This is a genomic window from Streptomyces sp. NPDC043996, from assembly GCF_056435225.1.
In genome coordinates this window covers 268,505-285,201 of record NZ_JBWKEY010000012.1, presented here as the reverse complement: position 1 = coordinate 285,201, position 16,697 = coordinate 268,505, and the positions used below count along the sequence as shown (strand labels likewise).

Annotated in this window: 14 protein-coding genes; 13 read left to right on the top strand and 1 reads right to left on the bottom strand. The window is 71.8% G+C overall.

The window, feature by feature from the left end; translation table 11 throughout:
* Nucleotides 1-143 precede the first annotated feature (143 nt).
* From AC07A4_RS29515 to AC07A4_RS29500, 4 genes are all read left to right on the top strand, one after another.
* Complete coding sequence (locus tag AC07A4_RS29515; protein WP_478604205.1) at nt 144-833, top strand: SDR family oxidoreductase; 690 nt, start codon at nt 144-146, stop codon at nt 831-833.
* A 5-nt stretch (nt 834-838) separates the two neighbouring features.
* Nucleotides 839-1,852 carry a methionine synthase gene (locus AC07A4_RS29510; RefSeq protein ID WP_478604350.1) on the top strand — a complete coding sequence of 338 codons (1,014 nt, stop codon included), beginning with the start codon at nt 839-841 and terminating at the stop codon, nt 1,850-1,852.
* Between the two features lie 31 nt (nt 1,853-1,883).
* Nucleotides 1,884-4,067, top strand: coding sequence for an NAD-dependent DNA ligase LigA (gene ligA, locus AC07A4_RS29505; RefSeq protein ID WP_478604202.1), 2,184 nt, complete (start codon nt 1,884-1,886; stop codon nt 4,065-4,067).
* An 821-nt stretch (nt 4,068-4,888) separates the two neighbouring features.
* Complete coding sequence (locus AC07A4_RS29500; RefSeq protein ID WP_478604347.1) at nt 4,889-7,024, top strand: putative bifunctional diguanylate cyclase/phosphodiesterase; 2,136 nt, start codon at nt 4,889-4,891, stop codon at nt 7,022-7,024.
* Nucleotides 7,025-7,058: 34 nt separating this feature from the next.
* Here the strand turns inward: AC07A4_RS29500 and AC07A4_RS29495 are convergent, their stop codons facing one another.
* Nucleotides 7,059-8,408 carry a glycosyltransferase 87 family protein gene (locus AC07A4_RS29495; RefSeq protein ID WP_478604199.1) on the bottom strand — a complete coding sequence of 450 codons (1,350 nt, stop codon included), beginning with the start codon at nt 8,406-8,408 and terminating at the stop codon, nt 7,059-7,061.
* A 327-nt stretch (nt 8,409-8,735) separates the two neighbouring features.
* Between AC07A4_RS29495 and gatC the strand changes: the two genes are divergently transcribed.
* The 9 genes from gatC to AC07A4_RS29450 all read left to right on the top strand — a co-directional run bounded on the left by gatC (nt 8,736) and on the right by AC07A4_RS29450 (nt 16,636).
* The gene (gatC, locus tag AC07A4_RS29490) at nt 8,736-9,032 is read left to right on the top strand and encodes an Asp-tRNA(Asn)/Glu-tRNA(Gln) amidotransferase subunit GatC (RefSeq protein ID WP_010984178.1); all 297 of its coding nucleotides are present in this window, start codon (nt 8,736-8,738) and stop codon (nt 9,030-9,032) included.
* A gap of 6 nt (nt 9,033-9,038) precedes the next feature.
* Nucleotides 9,039-10,541, top strand: coding sequence for an Asp-tRNA(Asn)/Glu-tRNA(Gln) amidotransferase subunit GatA (gatA, locus tag AC07A4_RS29485; protein WP_478604195.1), 1,503 nt, complete (start codon nt 9,039-9,041; stop codon nt 10,539-10,541).
* Nucleotides 10,538-10,792, top strand: a complete 255-nt coding sequence (locus AC07A4_RS29480) for a hypothetical protein (protein ID WP_478604192.1) — start codon at nt 10,538-10,540, stop codon at nt 10,790-10,792. Before gatA ends, AC07A4_RS29480 begins: the two co-directional genes overlap by 4 nt.
* A 17-nt stretch (nt 10,793-10,809) precedes the next feature.
* Nucleotides 10,810-12,327, top strand: a complete 1,518-nt coding sequence (gene gatB / locus AC07A4_RS29475; RefSeq protein ID WP_478604189.1) for an Asp-tRNA(Asn)/Glu-tRNA(Gln) amidotransferase subunit GatB — start codon at nt 10,810-10,812, stop codon at nt 12,325-12,327.
* Between the two features lie 462 nt (nt 12,328-12,789).
* The gene (locus AC07A4_RS29470; RefSeq protein ID WP_478604187.1) at nt 12,790-13,203 is read left to right on the top strand and encodes a hypothetical protein; all 414 of its coding nucleotides are present in this window, start codon (nt 12,790-12,792) and stop codon (nt 13,201-13,203) included.
* Nucleotides 13,204-13,310: 107 nt separating this feature from the next.
* Nucleotides 13,311-13,733, top strand: a complete 423-nt coding sequence (locus AC07A4_RS29465; RefSeq protein WP_478604184.1) for a hypothetical protein — start codon at nt 13,311-13,313, stop codon at nt 13,731-13,733.
* A 9-nt stretch (nt 13,734-13,742) separates the two neighbouring features.
* On the top strand, nt 13,743-14,174 hold the full coding sequence (locus tag AC07A4_RS29460) for a hypothetical protein (protein ID WP_478604181.1): 432 nt from the start codon (nt 13,743-13,745) through the stop codon (nt 14,172-14,174).
* Between the two features lie 11 nt (nt 14,175-14,185).
* Nucleotides 14,186-14,632 (top strand): hypothetical protein, encoded by a 447-nt coding sequence (locus AC07A4_RS29455; RefSeq protein ID WP_478604178.1) that lies wholly within the window; start codon nt 14,186-14,188, stop codon nt 14,630-14,632.
* 24 nt (nt 14,633-14,656) lie between these two features.
* Complete coding sequence (locus AC07A4_RS29450) at nt 14,657-16,636, top strand: alkaline phosphatase family protein (RefSeq protein WP_478604175.1); 1,980 nt, start codon at nt 14,657-14,659, stop codon at nt 16,634-16,636.
* Nucleotides 16,637-16,697: the final 61 nt, after the last annotated feature.

Here is a 16,697-nt window from a genome sequence, read left to right as displayed (position 1 = left end):
CGGGGCCAGGGGGCACCCGCCGCCCCCGGAGGCGCCCCGGCCCGCCCGGCCGCCGGACCCGCCCCCGGCCGCCGGACCCGCCCCGGTCGCGTACCTCCGGCTCGCGGTCCGGGCACACGCGACCGGAATGCGACCATAAGCGCATGGCAACTCATGTGATCACCGGGGCGGGCTCCGGCATCGGCGCCGCCGTGGCCCGCCGTCTCCACGCGCGCGGCGACGACCTCGTGCTGCACGCGCGCGACGCGGGCCGCGCCAAGGAGCTCGCCGCCGAGTTCCCGGGCGCGAGCACCCTCGTCGGCGACCTGAACGACCCGGACCGGCTCTCCTGGGCCTTCTCGCACCAGGCGCTCCCGGGCCGCGTGGACTCCCTGCTGCACATCGCGGGCGTCGTCGACCTCGGCCCGGTCGGCGAGCTCACCCCCAAGGCCTGGCGCCACCAGCTGAACGTGAACCTGATCGCGCCCGCCGAGCTGACCCGGCACTTCCTGCCCCAACTCCGCGTCACCCAGGGCCACGTGGTCTTCGTGAACTCCGGGGCGGGCCTGCGCGCGAGCGCCGACTGGTCCGCCTACGCCGCCTCCAAGCACGGCCTGAAGGCCCTCGCCGACTCCCTGCGCAACGAGGAGCACGGCAACGGCGTCCGCGTCACCTCCGTCTACCCCGGCCGCACGGCGAGCCCCATGCAGGTCAAGGTGCACCAGCAGGAGGGCAAGGAGTACGACGCCGGGCAGTGGATCGACCCCGAGTCCGTGGCCACGACGATCGTGATGGCCCTCGACCTGCCGCGCGACGCCGAGGTCAACGACCTGACGGTGCGGCCGGGACGGTGAGCGCGATGCAGGACGGCACCCAGTGGTGGGGCGTGGCCACCGGCGTCGGATCCATGCCGGGCGGCGACGCCCGTGAGACCGCGAAGACCGTCACCGGCACCTTCGCGGAGCCCGGCCAGGGCACGCCGTACCTCGCGGAGCTGCCCGCGCGCGGACCCGGCGCCGACATGATCGGCCGCACCGCCGGGCTGCTCGTCGAGGTGTACGCGCGCGTGGAGCCCAGCGGCTGGCGCGTCGGCGACCGGCCGGGCCGGGACACGCGGCGCGCGGTGTCCTGGCTGGGGGAGGACCTCGACGCCCTGGAGGAGTTCACGCAGGGCTACGAGGGCCCGCTGAAGGTGCAGGCCGTCGGGCCCTGGACGCTCGCCGCCGCCCTGGAGCTGAGGAACGGCGAGGCGGCCGTCTCCGACCCTGGCGCCTGCCGCGACCTCGCCGTGTCGCTCGCCGAGGGCCTGCGCGCCCACCTCGCGGACGTGCAGAAGCGGGTGCCGGGCGCGCGCCTCGTGCTCCAGCTCGACGAGCCGTCGCTCACCGCCGTGCTGCGCGGCCGGATCAAGACCGCCAGCGAGTACCGCACTCACCGGGCGGTGGACCGCCAGGTCGTGGAGAGCGCGCTGCGCGAGGTGATGGGCGTCCACGAAGGGCCCGTCGTGGTGCACTCCTGCGCGCCCGACGTGCCGTTCGCGCTGCTGCGCAGGGCGGGTGCGCACGGCCTGTCGTTCGACTTCTCCCTGCTCACCGAGCGTGACGACGAAATCCTTGGTGAGGCCATCGAGGCCGGGACGAAGCTGTTCGCCGGTGTCGTGCCGGGCACGGCAGGCCCGTTGTCAGACCCTGCCGGTAGCGTCATGGGTGTCAGGACGTTGTGGCGCAGGCTGGGGCTGCCTCCGGGATCGCTCGCGGAGTCGGTCGCGGTCACCCCGTCGTGCGGTCTCGCGGGCGCTTCGCCCGCATATGCCCGTGCGGCGCTCGCGCACTGCGCCCGGGCGGCGAGATCACTCGCGGACAACCCTGAGTAACGGGTCTGAAGGTAAACGGGAGGACGAGACGGTGGCTGTCGAACAGGAAGGCGCGGTGCCGGCCGAGGCGCGCGAGCAGCACGCCCAGCTGGCCGAGCGGATCGAGGAGCACCGCTTCCGGTACTACGTGAAGGACCAACCGGTCATCAGCGACGCCGAGTTCGACACGCTCCTGCGCTCGCTGGAGGCGCTGGAGGACGAGCACCCGCAGCTGCGCACGCCCGACTCGCCGACGCAGAAGGTCGCCGGTTCCTACGAGACGGACTTCGCCTCCGTCGAGCACCGCGAGCGCATGCTCTCGCTCGACAACGCCTTCGACGACGAGGGTCTGGCCGCCTGGGCCGAGCGCGTCGCCAAGGAGGTCGGCACCAGCGAGTACCACTTCCTGTGCGAGCTCAAGGTCGACGGCCTCGCGGTGAACCTGACGTACGAGAACGGCAGGCTCACCCGCGCCGCCACCCGCGGCGACGGCCGCACCGGCGAGGACATCACGCCGAACGTGCGCACGATCACCGACATCCCCGACCGCCTCCAGGGCGACCGCGTCCCCGCGCTCGTGGAGATCCGCGGCGAGGTCTTCTTCCCCATGAAGAGGTTCGCGGAGCTGAACGCCCGCCTGGTGGCGGCGGGCGACAAGCCCTTCGCCAACCCGCGCAACGCGGCGGCGGGTTCGCTGCGCCAGAAGGACCCCCGCGTCACGGCCACCCGCCCGCTGCACATGGTGGTGCACGGCATCGGCGCCCGCGAGGGCTTCGACATCGACTGCCTGTCGCACGCCTATGAGCTCCTTCGCGAGTGGGGCCTGCCCACCGCGCGGCACAACAAGGTCGTCCAAGACCTGGACGAGGTGCGGAAGTTCATCGCCCACTTCGGCGAGAACCGCCACTCCGTCGAGCACGAGATCGACGGCGTCGTCGTCAAGCTCGACGAGATCCCGCTCCAGGGCCGCCTCGGCTCCACCTCGCGCGCCCCGCGCTGGGCCATCGCCTGGAAGTACGCGCCGGAGGAGGTCAACACCAAGCTGATCGACATCCGGGTCGGCGTCGGCCGCACCGGCCGCGTCACCCCGTACGCGCAGGTGGAGCCCGTCACCGTCGCGGGCTCGGAGGTCGAGTTCGCCACCCTGCACAACCAGGACGTGGTGAAGGCCAAGGGCGTCCTCATCGGCGACACCGTCGTCATCCGCAAGGCCGGTGACGTCATCCCGGAGATCCTCGGCCCCGTCGCCGACCTGCGCGACGGCAGCGAGCGCGAGTTCGTCATGCCCGCCGAGTGCCCCGAGTGCGGCACGGCCCTGCGGGCCATGAAGGAGGGGGACATCGACCTCCGCTGCCCCAACGCCCGCACCTGCCGGGCCCAGTTGCGCGAGCGGATGTTCTATCTGGCGGGCCGCAAGTGCCTGGACATCGAGCACTTCGGCTATGTCTCCGCCGCCGCCCTGACCGACCCCCTGGAGCCCGCCGAGCCGCCGCTGGCCAACGAGGGTGACCTGTTCGACCTCACCATCGAGCAGCTCCTGCCCATCAAGGCCCACGTCCTCGACCAGACCAGCGGCCTGCCCAAGCGCGACCCGGAGACCGGCGAGGAGAAGGTCGCCCTGGTCTTCGCCAACCAGGAGGGCGGCGCGCGCAAGAACGCCCTCGCCATGCTGGAGAACATCGCCGCCGCCAAGGAACGCCCCCTGGCCCGCGTGCTCACCAGCCTGTCGATCCGTCACGTCGGCCCCGTCGCCGCCGAGGCGCTGGCCCGCGAGTTCCGCTCGATCGACCGCATCGAGCAGGCCACGGAGGAGGAGCTGAAGAACACCGACGGCGTCGGCGAGACCGTCGCGAAGTCGCTCAAGGAGTGGTTCGCGGAGGACTGGCACCAGGAGATCATCCGCAAGTGGCGCGCCGCCGGGGTCCGCATGGAGGAGGAGGGCGGCGCCGAGGACGAGGGCCCCCGGCCGCTCGAAGGGCTCACCGTCGTCGTCACCGGAACGCTCCTGAACCACACCCGGGATGGCGCGAAAGAGGCGCTGCAGAGCCGCGGAGCGAAAGTCACCGGTTCCGTTTCAAAGAAGACCGGATTCGTCGTAGTGGGGGACAACCCCGGTTCGAAGTACGACAAGGCCATGCAACTGAAGGTTCCGGTGCTGAACGAGGACGGCTTCGCGGTCCTGCTCGAACAAGGGGCGGACGCCGCCCGGGAGGTCGCGCTTCCGACCGAAGAGTAGCGGTTGAAGGCCACCCGTTCAGCGCATACCAGATGCATACGGGTGGCCGGGTCGCATTCGGGCAACCGTAGACGACCGCTGCCCGTGGAAGCCTTCTGCGGCCTACTGTTGAGGTGTGCGCCTGCCGTGCCCCGTTGCGGGATGGGGCATCGCCTGCTCGCCGAGAGCAGAGGAAAGGTTTTCAGACGCGGCTGTCTAGGACTCGAGTCCGCGTGGCGTGGGCACCGCCGGCTGTGAGAGGGACGGGAATGGAACCGACCGAGAGCGTCGCCCCGGACTCATGGCTGCGGTCGCGCCTGCGGCGCGGAATCGGCGCCCTGCGGCCCCGCCGCGCCTCCCGCCCCGCGCGCGCCGCCCCGCCCACCGTCGACGAGCGGTCCGGACAGGGCGCCCAGGCCCCGGCGCCGCGCCCCCGCGAACGCGCGTGGACCACCGCGGGCGGCACCCTTGACGAGGCCTCAACGGCCGCCTGGGGGACGGGTCTCGGCTGCGGAACGGGTGTTTCCGGCCCTGGTGACGGCTCCCATGGGGGAGCAACGGCCATTCTGGGTAGGTCAGTTGAGGAAGGACCGGGGCGGAGCGGACGGTATGCGTCCGGGCGGGGAGCTGGAGGTCAGGGAGCGGCAGGCCCGGCGGAGGCTGGTGTGACGGCGAGTGCCGAGGACGCGCGGCGAAGTGCGGTGAGCGGTGCCGCGGCCCCAACCCCCGCGCGGGAGACGGCCGGTGGCGCGGCGGCGTCCTGCGCGCGGGGCGCGACCGGCGAAGCGGACGGACCCGTCGCGCGCGCCGCGGCGCCCGGCGCGGGCCAAGCGCCCGTCGCGGTGCGGGCCACCACCACGACCGGGCGGCGCGGACGCTGGCGCGGCGGTCCGGGGCCCGAGCGGGACCCGGACGGGGCGGAGGCCGACGGCAGGGGCTGGCAGCTGCTGCCCGCCGTCGTCGTCGCGGCCGCCGCGATCGTGCTCGGCACCGGCTTCTTCCACGCCTTCACCGGCGGCCACCCGCTGTTCCCCTCCGGCACGGTCGGCTGGTCGCTCGCCGTCCTGACCGGCCTCATCGTCGGCCACCTCGTCGCGCTCGGCCGCGACCGCTGGTGGGGCGGCACCGGCTCCGGCGGCGCCCTGACCGTCGCGGTCCTGCTGCTGTACGGCTGGATGCCCGCGGGCATGGTCAGCCTCACCCTCGTCGTCCTCGTGGGCGTCGCCCGCAGACACCGCTGGCGCCAAGGCGTGCTGCACGGCGCCGTCGACATCCTCGGCATCGGCGCGGGCGCGCTCACGCTGGCCGCGTTCGGCACCGCACCGGCCGCCGACGCCCCCTGGAACCCCGAGACCTGGGACCTGTACACGGCGCCCGAGGTCGCCCTCGTCGCCGTCGCCTACCTGGCGGTCACCCGCGTCCTGCTCTGGTACGTGCACGCCCCGGGCACCGGCACCCTGCCCACCGTCACCCGCACCGCCCTGGTCCGCCAGGGCCTGCTCGGCGTGGCCCTGCTCGGCATCGCCCCGCTGATCTGCGTCGTGGCGATGTCGCTGCCGCTGCTCCTGCCGCTCTTCACGATTCCGCTCGTCGCCCTCGACTCCACGCTGTGGATCGCCCGCGCCAGAGCGGAGGAGCAGCTGCGCGACCCGCTCACCGGACTGCCCAACCGGCAGTGGCTCCTGGAGCGGACCTGGACGGCCCTGGACGACGCCGAGCGGATCGGCGCCCGCTCCGCGCTGATGCTCATCGACATGGACCGCTTCCGCTCGGTCAACGACACCCTCGGCCATCTCGCGGGCGACCGGCTGCTGCTCCAGATCGCCGACCGGCTGCGGCTCGCGCTGCCGCGCGGCGCGGAGGCGGCCCGGCTCGGCGGCGACGAGTTCGCGGTGCTCCTGCCCGTCGCCGACTCCACGACGTCCGCCCAGCGCGTCGCCCGCCAGCTGGTCGGCGCGCTCGGCTCCCCGCTCGACCTGGACGGCCTCACCCTGGTCCTGGAGGCCAGCGCCGGGCTCGCCGTCTTCCCCGACCACGCGCTCGACGCGGAGGGCCTCCTGCGCCGCGCGGACGTCGCGATGTACCAGGCCAAGCGGGACCGCACGGGCGTGGAGGTGTACGAGTCCAAGCGCGACTCCAACACCCCCGACCGCCTCGGTCTGCTCGGCGATCTGCGCCGCGCCCTGGACGCGGGCGACGTGGAGCTGCACTACCAGCCGAAGGTCCGCTTCGACGGCGAGGTGGCGGGCCTGGAGGCGCTGGTGCGCTGGGTGCACCCCGAGCGCGGCAAGGTCCCGCCGGACGAGTTCATCGCCATCGCCGAGTCCTCCGGCCTCATGCCGCACCTCACCGAGTACGTCCTGGAGTCCGCCCTCGCCCAGGTGGCACGCTGGCGCGCGCAGGGCCTGAACGTCCCGGTCGCGGTGAACGTCTCGCCGCGCGACGTGCACACCCCCGGCTTCGCGGGCGCCGTCGCCGCGCGCCTGGCCCGCCACGGGGTGCCCGCGGGCGCGCTCCAGCTGGAGATAACCGAGCACGTCCTGCTCGAGGACCCGCAGCGGGCCGCCGACACCCTCGCCGGTCTGACCGGGCACGGCGTGAAGATGTCCCTCGACGACTTCGGCACCGGGTACTCCTCGCTCGTGCACCTGCGGCGGCTGCCGGTGAGCGAGCTGAAGATCGACCGCTCGTTCGTGGCGCGGCTCGCCGTGGACACCGAGGACGCGGAGATCGTCCGCTGCACCGTCGACCTCGCCCACTCCCTCGGCCTGCTCGTCGTCGCCGAGGGCGTCGAGGACGACGAGACCTGGGAGCGGCTGCGGGACCTCGGGTGCGACGCGGTGCAGGGGTGGCTCGTCGCCGCGGCCATGCCGCCCAGCGAGACGACGGCGTGGCTGCGGGCCCGGGGCGAGGGCGTCGCCGGGCACCTGCCGGTGGACCCGGCCCCGGACACGGCACCGAGCCGCGCGGCCCAGTAGCCCTCGCGGGGCGCCCCAGGCCCGCGCTGGTATTTCAGCCCGTCCGGCGTTTGAGGACGAGGCGCGCCAGCGCCGATGGTCTTTGAGCGGGGGGCCGGGGGCTGCCGCCCCCGGAGTGGGAAGGGGCGGGCCTGGGGCGCACCGCGCGGAACCGGACGGCCGCCCACACCACGAACCCCGCCCCCACCCAGACGTACGCGTTGCCCACGACCGCGTGGAACGGATCCCAGTCGAGCTCGCGCTTCCAGTGGGGCACGTACCAGAGCAGCCCGTAGGGCAGCAGCGGCCGGGACGGATCCCAGGTGCCGAAGCCGTCGATACGGATCGGCCACGCCGCGAACAGCGCGAACAGGCCAGTGGTCCACAGCCAGGCGCCCGCCGTCCGCCGCCGCAGCGCCGTGTCCGCCGCCAGGACGAGCGCGGGCACGACCCACACCCAGTGGTGGGTCCACGACAGCGGCGAGCAGACCAGCGTCAGCGCCCCCACCACGCACACCGCCACCAGCTCCCGGCCCCGCCGCGACGCCCGCGCCGCCGCCCCGAACCCCACCACCGCGAGGACCCCGCACAGCGCGCCCCAGCCGGGCCCGCCGATGCCGTCGCCGCCGAGGCCGAAGCGGACGAAGACGCCGTTGAGCGACTGGTTCGCCAGGTACTCGCGGCCGCCCGCGCTGCCCGCGAACGCCCCGCCCCAGAAGTCCGCCGACGCCCCCGGCAGCGCCCACCAGCCCGCCGCGACCGTGGCGGCGAAGACGGCCGCGGCCACCCCGGCCGCCCGGTACCGGCGGGTCAGCAGCAGATACACCACGAACAGGCCCGGCGTGAGCTTCAGGCCCGCGGCGAGCCCGATGCCCACGCCCTTCCAGGGGCGCCGGTCATCGGTCGCCAGGTCGGTGAGCACGAGCGCGAGCAGCACCATGTTGACCTGGCCGAAGTCCAGGTTCTGCAGCACCGGCTCGGTCCACAGCGCGAGGCCGCACACCGCGAGCGCGGCCCCGGCGGTCGCCGGGCCCGGACGCCGTCCCGCCATCCGGGCCGCCGCCCAGGCGGCGAGCGCCATCGCCGCGAGGGAGACGCCCGCCATCAGCCGGGCGGCGGCGGTCAGGTCCATGTCGCTCAGGGCGCGGAAGGGGAGCAGGGCGAAGGGCGGATACAGGTACGGAAGGCCGTGGACGCCGAACTTCCCGACGTACAGCTCGTGCCCCGGGGCGTCTGCCGCGTCCAGGTAGACGCTGAGGTCGGCGGGGGTGCGGTGGGCCGTGTACGTCGGGTCGTTGATCAGGGTCCACCACGCGGTGAGCGACAGGGCCAGGGTGAGGGTGCCGGCGGTGAGCACCGCGGGGCCTGGCCAGGGGCCTTTCGCCTTGGGGAAGTGCATGCGCATGTCGCGCATGCTGCGCCTGCCGGGGGCGGGTGGGGGCGCAGCGCACCGGGGGCGGCCAATTGTCGTACCGCGACATCCCTCGCGGGGCGCCCCAGGCCCGCCCCTTCCCACTCCGGGTGCTGCCGCCCCCGTCCCCCCGCTCAAAGCATTGGCGCTCCGCGCCTCGTCCTCAAACGCCGGACGGGCTGAAACTGTCGCCAGCCACGGCGTGGGAGCGCGATGAGAGGGCGGGTGGGTGGGGGGAAGCCGAAAGCGTTTCGCGGTCAGTGGTGCGCGCCCCATAGGATTGGCCCCAAATCCATCACGCTCACCCCAGAGGATCGCCGCATGCCTGGCATCACGCGCGAGGAGGTCGCTCACCTCGCCCGCCTCGCTCGTCTGGAGCTGAAGGCCGAGGAGCTCGACCACTTCGCCGGACAGCTCGACGACATCATCGGCGCGGTCGCCCGCGTCTCGGAGGTCGCCGACCAAGACGTACCGCCGACCTCGCACCCGCTGCCGCTGACGAACGTCATGCGCGCGGACGAGGTCCGTCCGTCGCTCACCCCCGAGCAGGCGCTCTCGGGCGCCCCGGCCCAGGAGCAGCAGCGTTTCAAGGTGCCGCAGATCCTGGGGGAGGACTAACCGAACATGACGGACCAGAACCAGATCATCAAGCTCACCGCCGCTGAGATCGCCGCGAACATCGCTTCCGGCGTGCTCACCGCGGTCGAGGTCACCGAGGCCCACCTGGCCCGGATCGACGCCGTCGACGAGAAGGTGCACGCCTTCCTGCACGTGGACCGCGAGGGCGCGCTCGCCCAGGCCCGTGCCGTGGACGAGAAGCGCGCGCGGGGCGAGAAGCTCGGCCCGCTCGCCGGTGTGCCGCTGGCGCTCAAGGACATCTTCACCACCGAGGGGATTCCGACCACGGTCGGCTCGAAGATCCTCGAGGGGTGGATCCCGCCGTACGACGCGACGCTCACCAAGCGGCTCAAGGCCGCCGACGTGGTCATCCTCGGCAAGACCAACATGGACGAGTTCGCCATGGGGTCCTCCACCGAGAACAGCGCGTACGGGCCGACGGGCAACCCGTGGGACCTGACCAAGATCCCGGGCGGCTCGGGCGGCGGTTCGTCCGCCGCGCTCGCCGCGTACCAGGCGCCCCTCGCCATCGGCACCGACACGGGCGGCTCCATCCGCCAGCCCGCGGCCGTCACCGGCACGGTCGGCGTCAAGCCCACGTACGGCGGCGTCTCGCGCTACGGCATGGTGGCCTTCTCCAGCTCCCTGGACCAGGGCGGGCCGTGCGCGCGCACCGTCCTGGACGCGGCGCTGCTTCACGAGGTCATCGCCGGGCACGACCCGCTCGACTCCACCTCCATCGACGCCCCGGTCCCGCCGGTCGTCGAGGCCGCGCGCAACGGCAGCGTGGCGGGCATGCGGGTCGGCGTCGTCAAGCAGTTCCGCGGCGAGCACTACCAGGCCGGGGTGATGCAGCGGTTCGACGAGTCGGTGGAGCTGCTGAAGTCCCTCGGCGCCGAGGTCGTGGAGCTGGACTGCCCCTCCTTCGACCTGGGGCTTTCCGCGTACTACCTGATCGCGCCGTCCGAGTGCTCCTCGAACCTCGCCCGCTTCGACGCCATGCGCTACGGCCTGCGCGTCGGCGACGACGGCACCAAGTCCGCCGAGGACGTCACCGCGCTGACCCGCGAGGCCGGCTTCGGTGACGAGGTCAAGCGCCGCGTCATGCTCGGCACGTACGCCCTCAGCTCCGGCTACTACGACGCGTACTACGGCAGCGCCCAGAAGGTCCGCACGCTGATCACGCGGGACTTCGAGAAGGCCTTCGAGCAGGTGGACGTGATCGTCTCGCCGACGACGCCGACCACCGCGTTCCCGATCGGCGAGCGCGCCGACGACCCGATGGCGATGTACCTGGCCGACCTGTGCACCATCCCGACCAACCTGGCGGGCAACGCCGCCATGTCGCTGCCCTGCGGCCTCGCGCCGGAGGACGGCCTTCCGGTCGGTCTGCAGATCATCGCCCCCGCCCTGCAGGACGACCGCCTTTACAAGGTGGGCGCCGCCGTCGAGGCCGCCTTCGTGGAAAAGTGGGGCCATCCGCTGCTTGAGGAGGCACCGTCGCTGTGAGCAACAAGCCGTCGAGCACCCTTTCCAAGGCCAAGGGCTTCAAGAAGTCCAAGACCGGCACGTATCTGTCCATCGGCACCACCGCCTTCGGCGCGATCAGCACGCTCAAGCAGGTCAAGAAGGCCCGTGCCGAGCACGACGCGCTCAAGCTCGTCGACGCGGTCGTCTCCGCGGCCGCCATCGTCACCGGCATCGCCCTCCTGGTGCGCGAGCTCAAGCGCATCGGCGACGACGACGTTCTGCTCGGCTGAGAGGGAAGTTCCACACCGTGACTGTCACGACCACCCCCGAGCTGGTGTCGTACGAGGACGCGCTGGCGTCGTACGACCCCGTCATGGGCCTTGAGGTCCACGTCGAGCTCGGCACCAAGACCAAGATGTTCTGCGGCTGCTCCACCGAGCTGAAGCAGGACCCCAACTCGCAGACCTGCCCGACCTGCCTCGGCCTGCCCGGCGCCCTGCCGGTGGTCAACGCCGTCGGCGTCGAGTCCGCGATCAAGATCGGCCTCGCGCTGCACTGCGAGATCGCCGAGTGGTGCCGCTTCGCCCGGAAGAACTACTTCTATCCGGACATGCCGAAGAACTTCCAGACCTCGCAGTACGACGAGCCGATCGCCTTCAACGGCTATCTGGACGTCCAGCTGGAGGACGGCGAGGTCTTCCGCGTGGAGATCGAGCGCGCCCACATGGAGGAGGACACCGGCAAGTCCACGCACGTGGGCGGCGCCACCGGGCGTATCCACGGCGCCTCGCACTCGCTGCTCGACTACAACCGCGCAGGCATCCCGCTCATCGAGATCGTCACCAAGCCGATCGAGGGTGCGGGGGAGCGCGCTCCCGAGGTCGCCAAGGCGTACGTCGCCGAGCTGCGCGAGCTCATCAAGGCGCTCGGCGTCTCCGAGGCCCGCATGGAGCAGGGCCAGATGCGCTGTGACGTGAACCTCTCGCTGCGCCCGCACGGCCAGGAGAAGTTCGGCACGCGCAGCGAGACGAAGAACGTCAACTCGCTGCGCAGCGTGGAGCGCGCCGCCCGCTACGAGATCCAGCGGCACGCCGCCGTGCTCGGCGCCGGCGGCACGATCATCCAGGAGACGCGGCACTTCCACGAGGACGACGGTTCGACGACGTCGGGCCGCGTGAAGGAGGAGGCGGAGGACTACCGCTACTTCCCGGAGCCGGACCTGGTGCCGGTGGCCCCGTCCCGCGAGTGGGTCGAGGAGCTGCGCGGCACGCTGCCCGAGCTGCCGCGCCTGCGCCGCAACCGGCTGCGCGAGGAGTGGGGTGTCAACGCCCACGACATGCAGTCGATCCTCAACGCCGGTGCCGTCGACCTGATCGTCGCCACGACCGACGCGGGCGCCCCGTCCGACCAGGCCCGCAAGTGGTGGATGGGCGAACTGGCCCGCAACGCCAACGAGTCGGGCGCCGCCCTGGAGGAGCTGGCCATCACCCCGGCGCAGGTCGCCCGGGTGTGCGCGCTCGTCGCCGCCGGTGACCTGAACGACAAGCTGGCCCGCCAGGTCATCGACGGCGTGCTCAAGGGCGAGGGTGAGCCGGACCAGGTCGTCGAGAAGCGCGGCCTGAAGGTCGTCTCGGACGACGGCGCCCTGACGGCCGCCGTCGACGAGGCCATCGCGGGCAACCCGGCCATCGCGGACAAGATCCGCGGCGGCAAGGTGGCCGCGGCCGGAGCCCTGGTCGGCGCGGTCATGAAGGCCACCCGCGGCCAGGCCGACGCGGCCCGCGTCAAGGAGCTCATCCTGGAGCGGCTGGGCGTCGAGGGCTAGTTCCTCCTCGTACGCGTGCTTCTCGTGCGCGTGCTCTCGTGCGCGTGCTTCTCGTACGCGTGCCGCTCGTACGCGCCTGGGGGCGCCGCACCTTGTGGGTGCGGCGCCCCCTCGCCGTTTCCCGGGACGCGCCCCTTCGCCGCTCGGGGCGCGCCCCTGGCCAGTGGGAAAACCAGCCTTTGCCGGGCTCAGTTGACCAGGTGCATTGTCTGTGCCATTTGCCGTTCACTCCCACCACTTGAGCTACCCACCCGTGGCTAATCGGCCAGGTGGCCACCTCCGACGCCGCGCCCGGCGACGGCCGCCACCCATGGTCGCCGACTGAATTACGAGGCCATGAGCTGTTTCGTAAGAATGGCCCATTGCTTCCGTATGGCCTGTTGAGGCGGATGCGCACCAGTTGCCACGCGCCTACCGTCGTCCCTCCTTGAGCACTCAGGCCAAGCGAAGGAAGTGATCTACGTGGCCGTGACGTCACTGATCGTTCTCGAAGGCGACCAGCCCACCCCCGAGGGCTGGATAAAGATCAACAAGGATCTGAACGCCGGGGCGGGTGGCGCCTACCTGTACTTCGCGTACGAGCTGAACGGCACGCACCTGCCGCTCACGGACGTCACCTTCCTGCTCGACCCCAGCGACCCCGTCCCGCCGGGCTACGTCAAGATCCCCGTGGACCTCAACAAGGGCGCGGGCGGCAAGTACATCTACGCGTGCTACACGCGTGACACGGATGCCGGTTCCGCGATCCAGGCCCTGGACGTGGTGATCAGCGACAACAAGGACGCTCAGCCGCAGAAGCCGTGGGAGCGCTACGACACCGACCTGAACATGGGCGCGGGCGGCAAGTACGTGTACCTGAGCCACCTGTCGGTCTGACGGTCCTGACCGGTTCCTCGGCACGGTGACCGGGCCGTGCCTGCCTCATCGACGCAGGCACGGCCCGGTCTCGGCGCACGGCCGGATCGAGAAGGGATGTGGCCGCGGTGGCGGTGACCGCACTGACCGTCCTGCACGGTGAGCAGCCCGCCCCCGAGGGCTGGCTGAAGATCAACAAGGATCTGCACGCCGGGTGCGAGGTGGCGCGCCCGTACCTGTACTTCGCGTATGAGTCCCAGGGCGCGCAGCTGCCGCTCACGCACGTCACCTTCCTGTCCGACCCCGGCGAGGAGCCCCCGCCGGGCCACGTCAGGATCCCCGTGGACCTCAACGCGGGCGTCAGCGGCAGGTGCCTCCACGCGGCGTACGCGCGTGACCCTCAGGCCGGTGCGCCGATCCAGGCCCTCGACGTGCTGATCAGCGACGACCCCATGGCGCGGCCGGTGAAGCCGTGGGAGCGCTACGACACGGACCTGAATCTGGGCCTGTGCGGCAAGTACGTCTACCTGTGTCATCTGTCGGTCGCCTAGGGGGAGTTCATGGCTTCGTACGTGACGGATCTGACGGTTCTCCAGGGGCAGGAGCCGGCTCCCGCGGGCTGGCAGAAGATCGACAAGGATCTGAACTCGGGCGCCGGGGGCGACTATCTCTACTTCGCCTTCCACAAGGGCGAGAGCGCGGACGCCCTCAGGGACCTCGTCCTGCTGCGCACGGACCGCGGCGGCACGGTCGAACCGCCCGGTTCCGACTACCGCCTGATCAAGGTGAGCCTGACCCAGGGAACCCCGCGGGGAAAGTACGACATCTACGCCTGCTTCTCGCGCGCGGCCGACCGGGGGCCCGCGCTCACCGGCCTCGACGTCTCGCTCAATCCCAAGGGCACACCGCTGGCCCCGTGGTGGCGGATCGAGCAGGACCTGAACGAGGGGTCCGGCGGGGCCTACGTGTATCTCGACTACCAGCAGGACTGAGGGAGAGGCCCATGAGCGACCACCCTGTCACCGATCTCAACGTCCTGGTCGCCGACGGCACGCAGCACGACTTCGACCTCCCGCAGGCCCCGGACGGCTGGACGCTCGTCCCCGACGACGTGAACGCGGGCGCGGGCGGCGACTACGTCCACTTCGCCTACGAGAAGGGGCGGGACGTCGGGCCGCTCACGGACGTCCTGATCCTGTGCGAGGACGACGGCCCGCCGCCGGGGTACGTGAAGGTGCCGGTCGATCTGAACAGCGGCACCGGCGGCACCCGCCTCTACGCGGCCGTCACCCGCGCCACGGAGCGGGGCTCCGCGATCACCGACATCGGCGTCGTGACGGGAGCGTCGCCGGACGCGCACGCGCCACCGGGATACCGCAAGGTCGCGACGAATCTGAACAAGGGAACGGCAAAAGGGCGTTACGTATACCTCGTCTATCGGGCTCGGTAGGACCGGCGGAAGGGAATCGGGACGATGTCCGCGTTGCCGCGCTCGCTGCGTGAGGCTCTGCTGCGACCGCCCAGGAAGGGCGGCCTGAAAGCCATTGAGCACGTGGTGTTCCTGATGCAGGAGAACCGGTCGTTCGACCACTACTTCGGGACGTTCCCGGGTGTGCGCGGATTCGACGACCGCAACGCCGTCCTGCTTCCGGACGGCCATTCCGTGTTGGATCAGCCGGACGGGCGCGGGGCCCGCGTCAAGCCGTACGCACTGGCCCCGGACGGGTCGCAAGACAAGTCGACGTCCCACGACTGGCGCACTGGCCACCAGGCGTGGCACCGGGGCTGGCACGACGACTGGGTTCCGGCGAAGGGCCACCAGACCATGGGGCACTACGACCGCTCCGGCGTACCGCTCTATCACGAGCTGGCCGACGCTTTCACGCTCTGCGACGCCTATCACTGCTCGCTCATGAGCGAGACCACGTCGAATCGCAATTACCTCTTCAGTGGGTACGGCGGCTTCGAGCCCGACGGGCGGCGCGTGACCGACGCCCTGGCCCACGAAAGAGAGGACGAGCCGGAGGGCTACAACTGGCCGAGCTACCCGGAATGGCTCCAGGCCAATGGCAAGACGTGGCGGGTGTACCAGGAATGGGACAACTTCTACGACAACAACCTGGAGTTCTTCCAGGAGTTCAAGAACGTATTCCGGAAGGCGCTGAAAGCCGCGAAGGCGGGCTCTGCATCCCTCTTCGGCTTCTACGAGGCCCTCGACAAGAAGACCACCGCCGAGCAAGCGGAGGACCTGCGCGAGCTCGCGGCGGCCGTGGCGGACCCGAAGGTCCTCACCGCGGCCGAACGGAGCCTGTACGAGCGCGGCCTTGCGCGCTGCCCCACCAGGCACGCGACGACCACCGGGTTCGTGGCCCGGTTCAGGTCCGACATCGTGCGCGGCGCGCTGCCGCAGGTCTCCTATCTGGTGCCGCCCGAGCGGAATTCGGAGCACCCGGGCAACTCGCTGCCGCGACAGGGCGAGAAGGTCGTCTTCCAGGTCCTGGACGCGCTGGCCCACCGCCCCGACATCTGGGACTCCACCGTCCTGTTCATCAGCTACGACGAGAACGACGGGCTCTTCGACCACGTTCCCCCGCCCGTCCCGCCGGGCTCCGTCAAGGACGAGTACGTCGGCTCCGAGCCGCTCGGCCTCGGCATCCGGGTCCCGATGATCGTGGTGTCGCCCTGGACCGTGGGCGGATACGTCTGCTCGCAGGTCTTCGACCACACCTCGCAGGTCCGCTTCCTGGAGAACTGGCTGGGCGTGCGCCAGCCGCTCATCAGCCGGTGGCGCCGCACCGTGGCGGGCGACTTGACGTCCGCGTTCGACTTCGACCGCACCGGGCAGCCCACGCCCGCGCCCGCCCCGGCACAGCGCCGGGCCCGCCCCTTGCCGTACCAGCCCGACGCGCGTGTCACCGTGGACGCGGCCCACCGCACGCTGCTGCTCACCCTGGCCAACACCGGCACGGCCGCCGCCCACCTCACGCTCTTCCCGTACGCGGACGAGTGCGACACCCCGCGCCACTTCGACGTGCTTCCGGGCGCCTACGACGTCATGAGTGTGCCGGTGCGGAGCGACGAGAACCGGTACGACCTCACCCTCACGGGCCCGAACGGCTTCCGCCGCGAGTTCAAGGGGACGCTGAAGCAGGGCAGGGCGGCCGTCGAGGTGTCGAGCGCCGTGGAGACGGAGGAGCGGCGGCTCACCATCACCGCGCGGAACGAGGGCAGTTCCGAGCTGACCCTGACGGTGACCGCGAGCGGCTACGCGGTGGGCGGCCAGCCCCCGGTGTCGGAGCATCAGCTCAAGCCCGGCCTCGACACGGTCGTCGAGTGGAGCACCGACGCCGCGCAGGGCTGGTACGACCTGAGCCTCACCGTGGCGGGGGACGCGGACTTCCACCGGCGCCTGATGGGGCACATCGAGAACGGCAGGGAGAGCGTCAGCGGCTGATCCCGGGGAACCGCCGGGCCACAGGAGGGGAGGTCCGGCGGCCGGGACGTTCACCGTGACT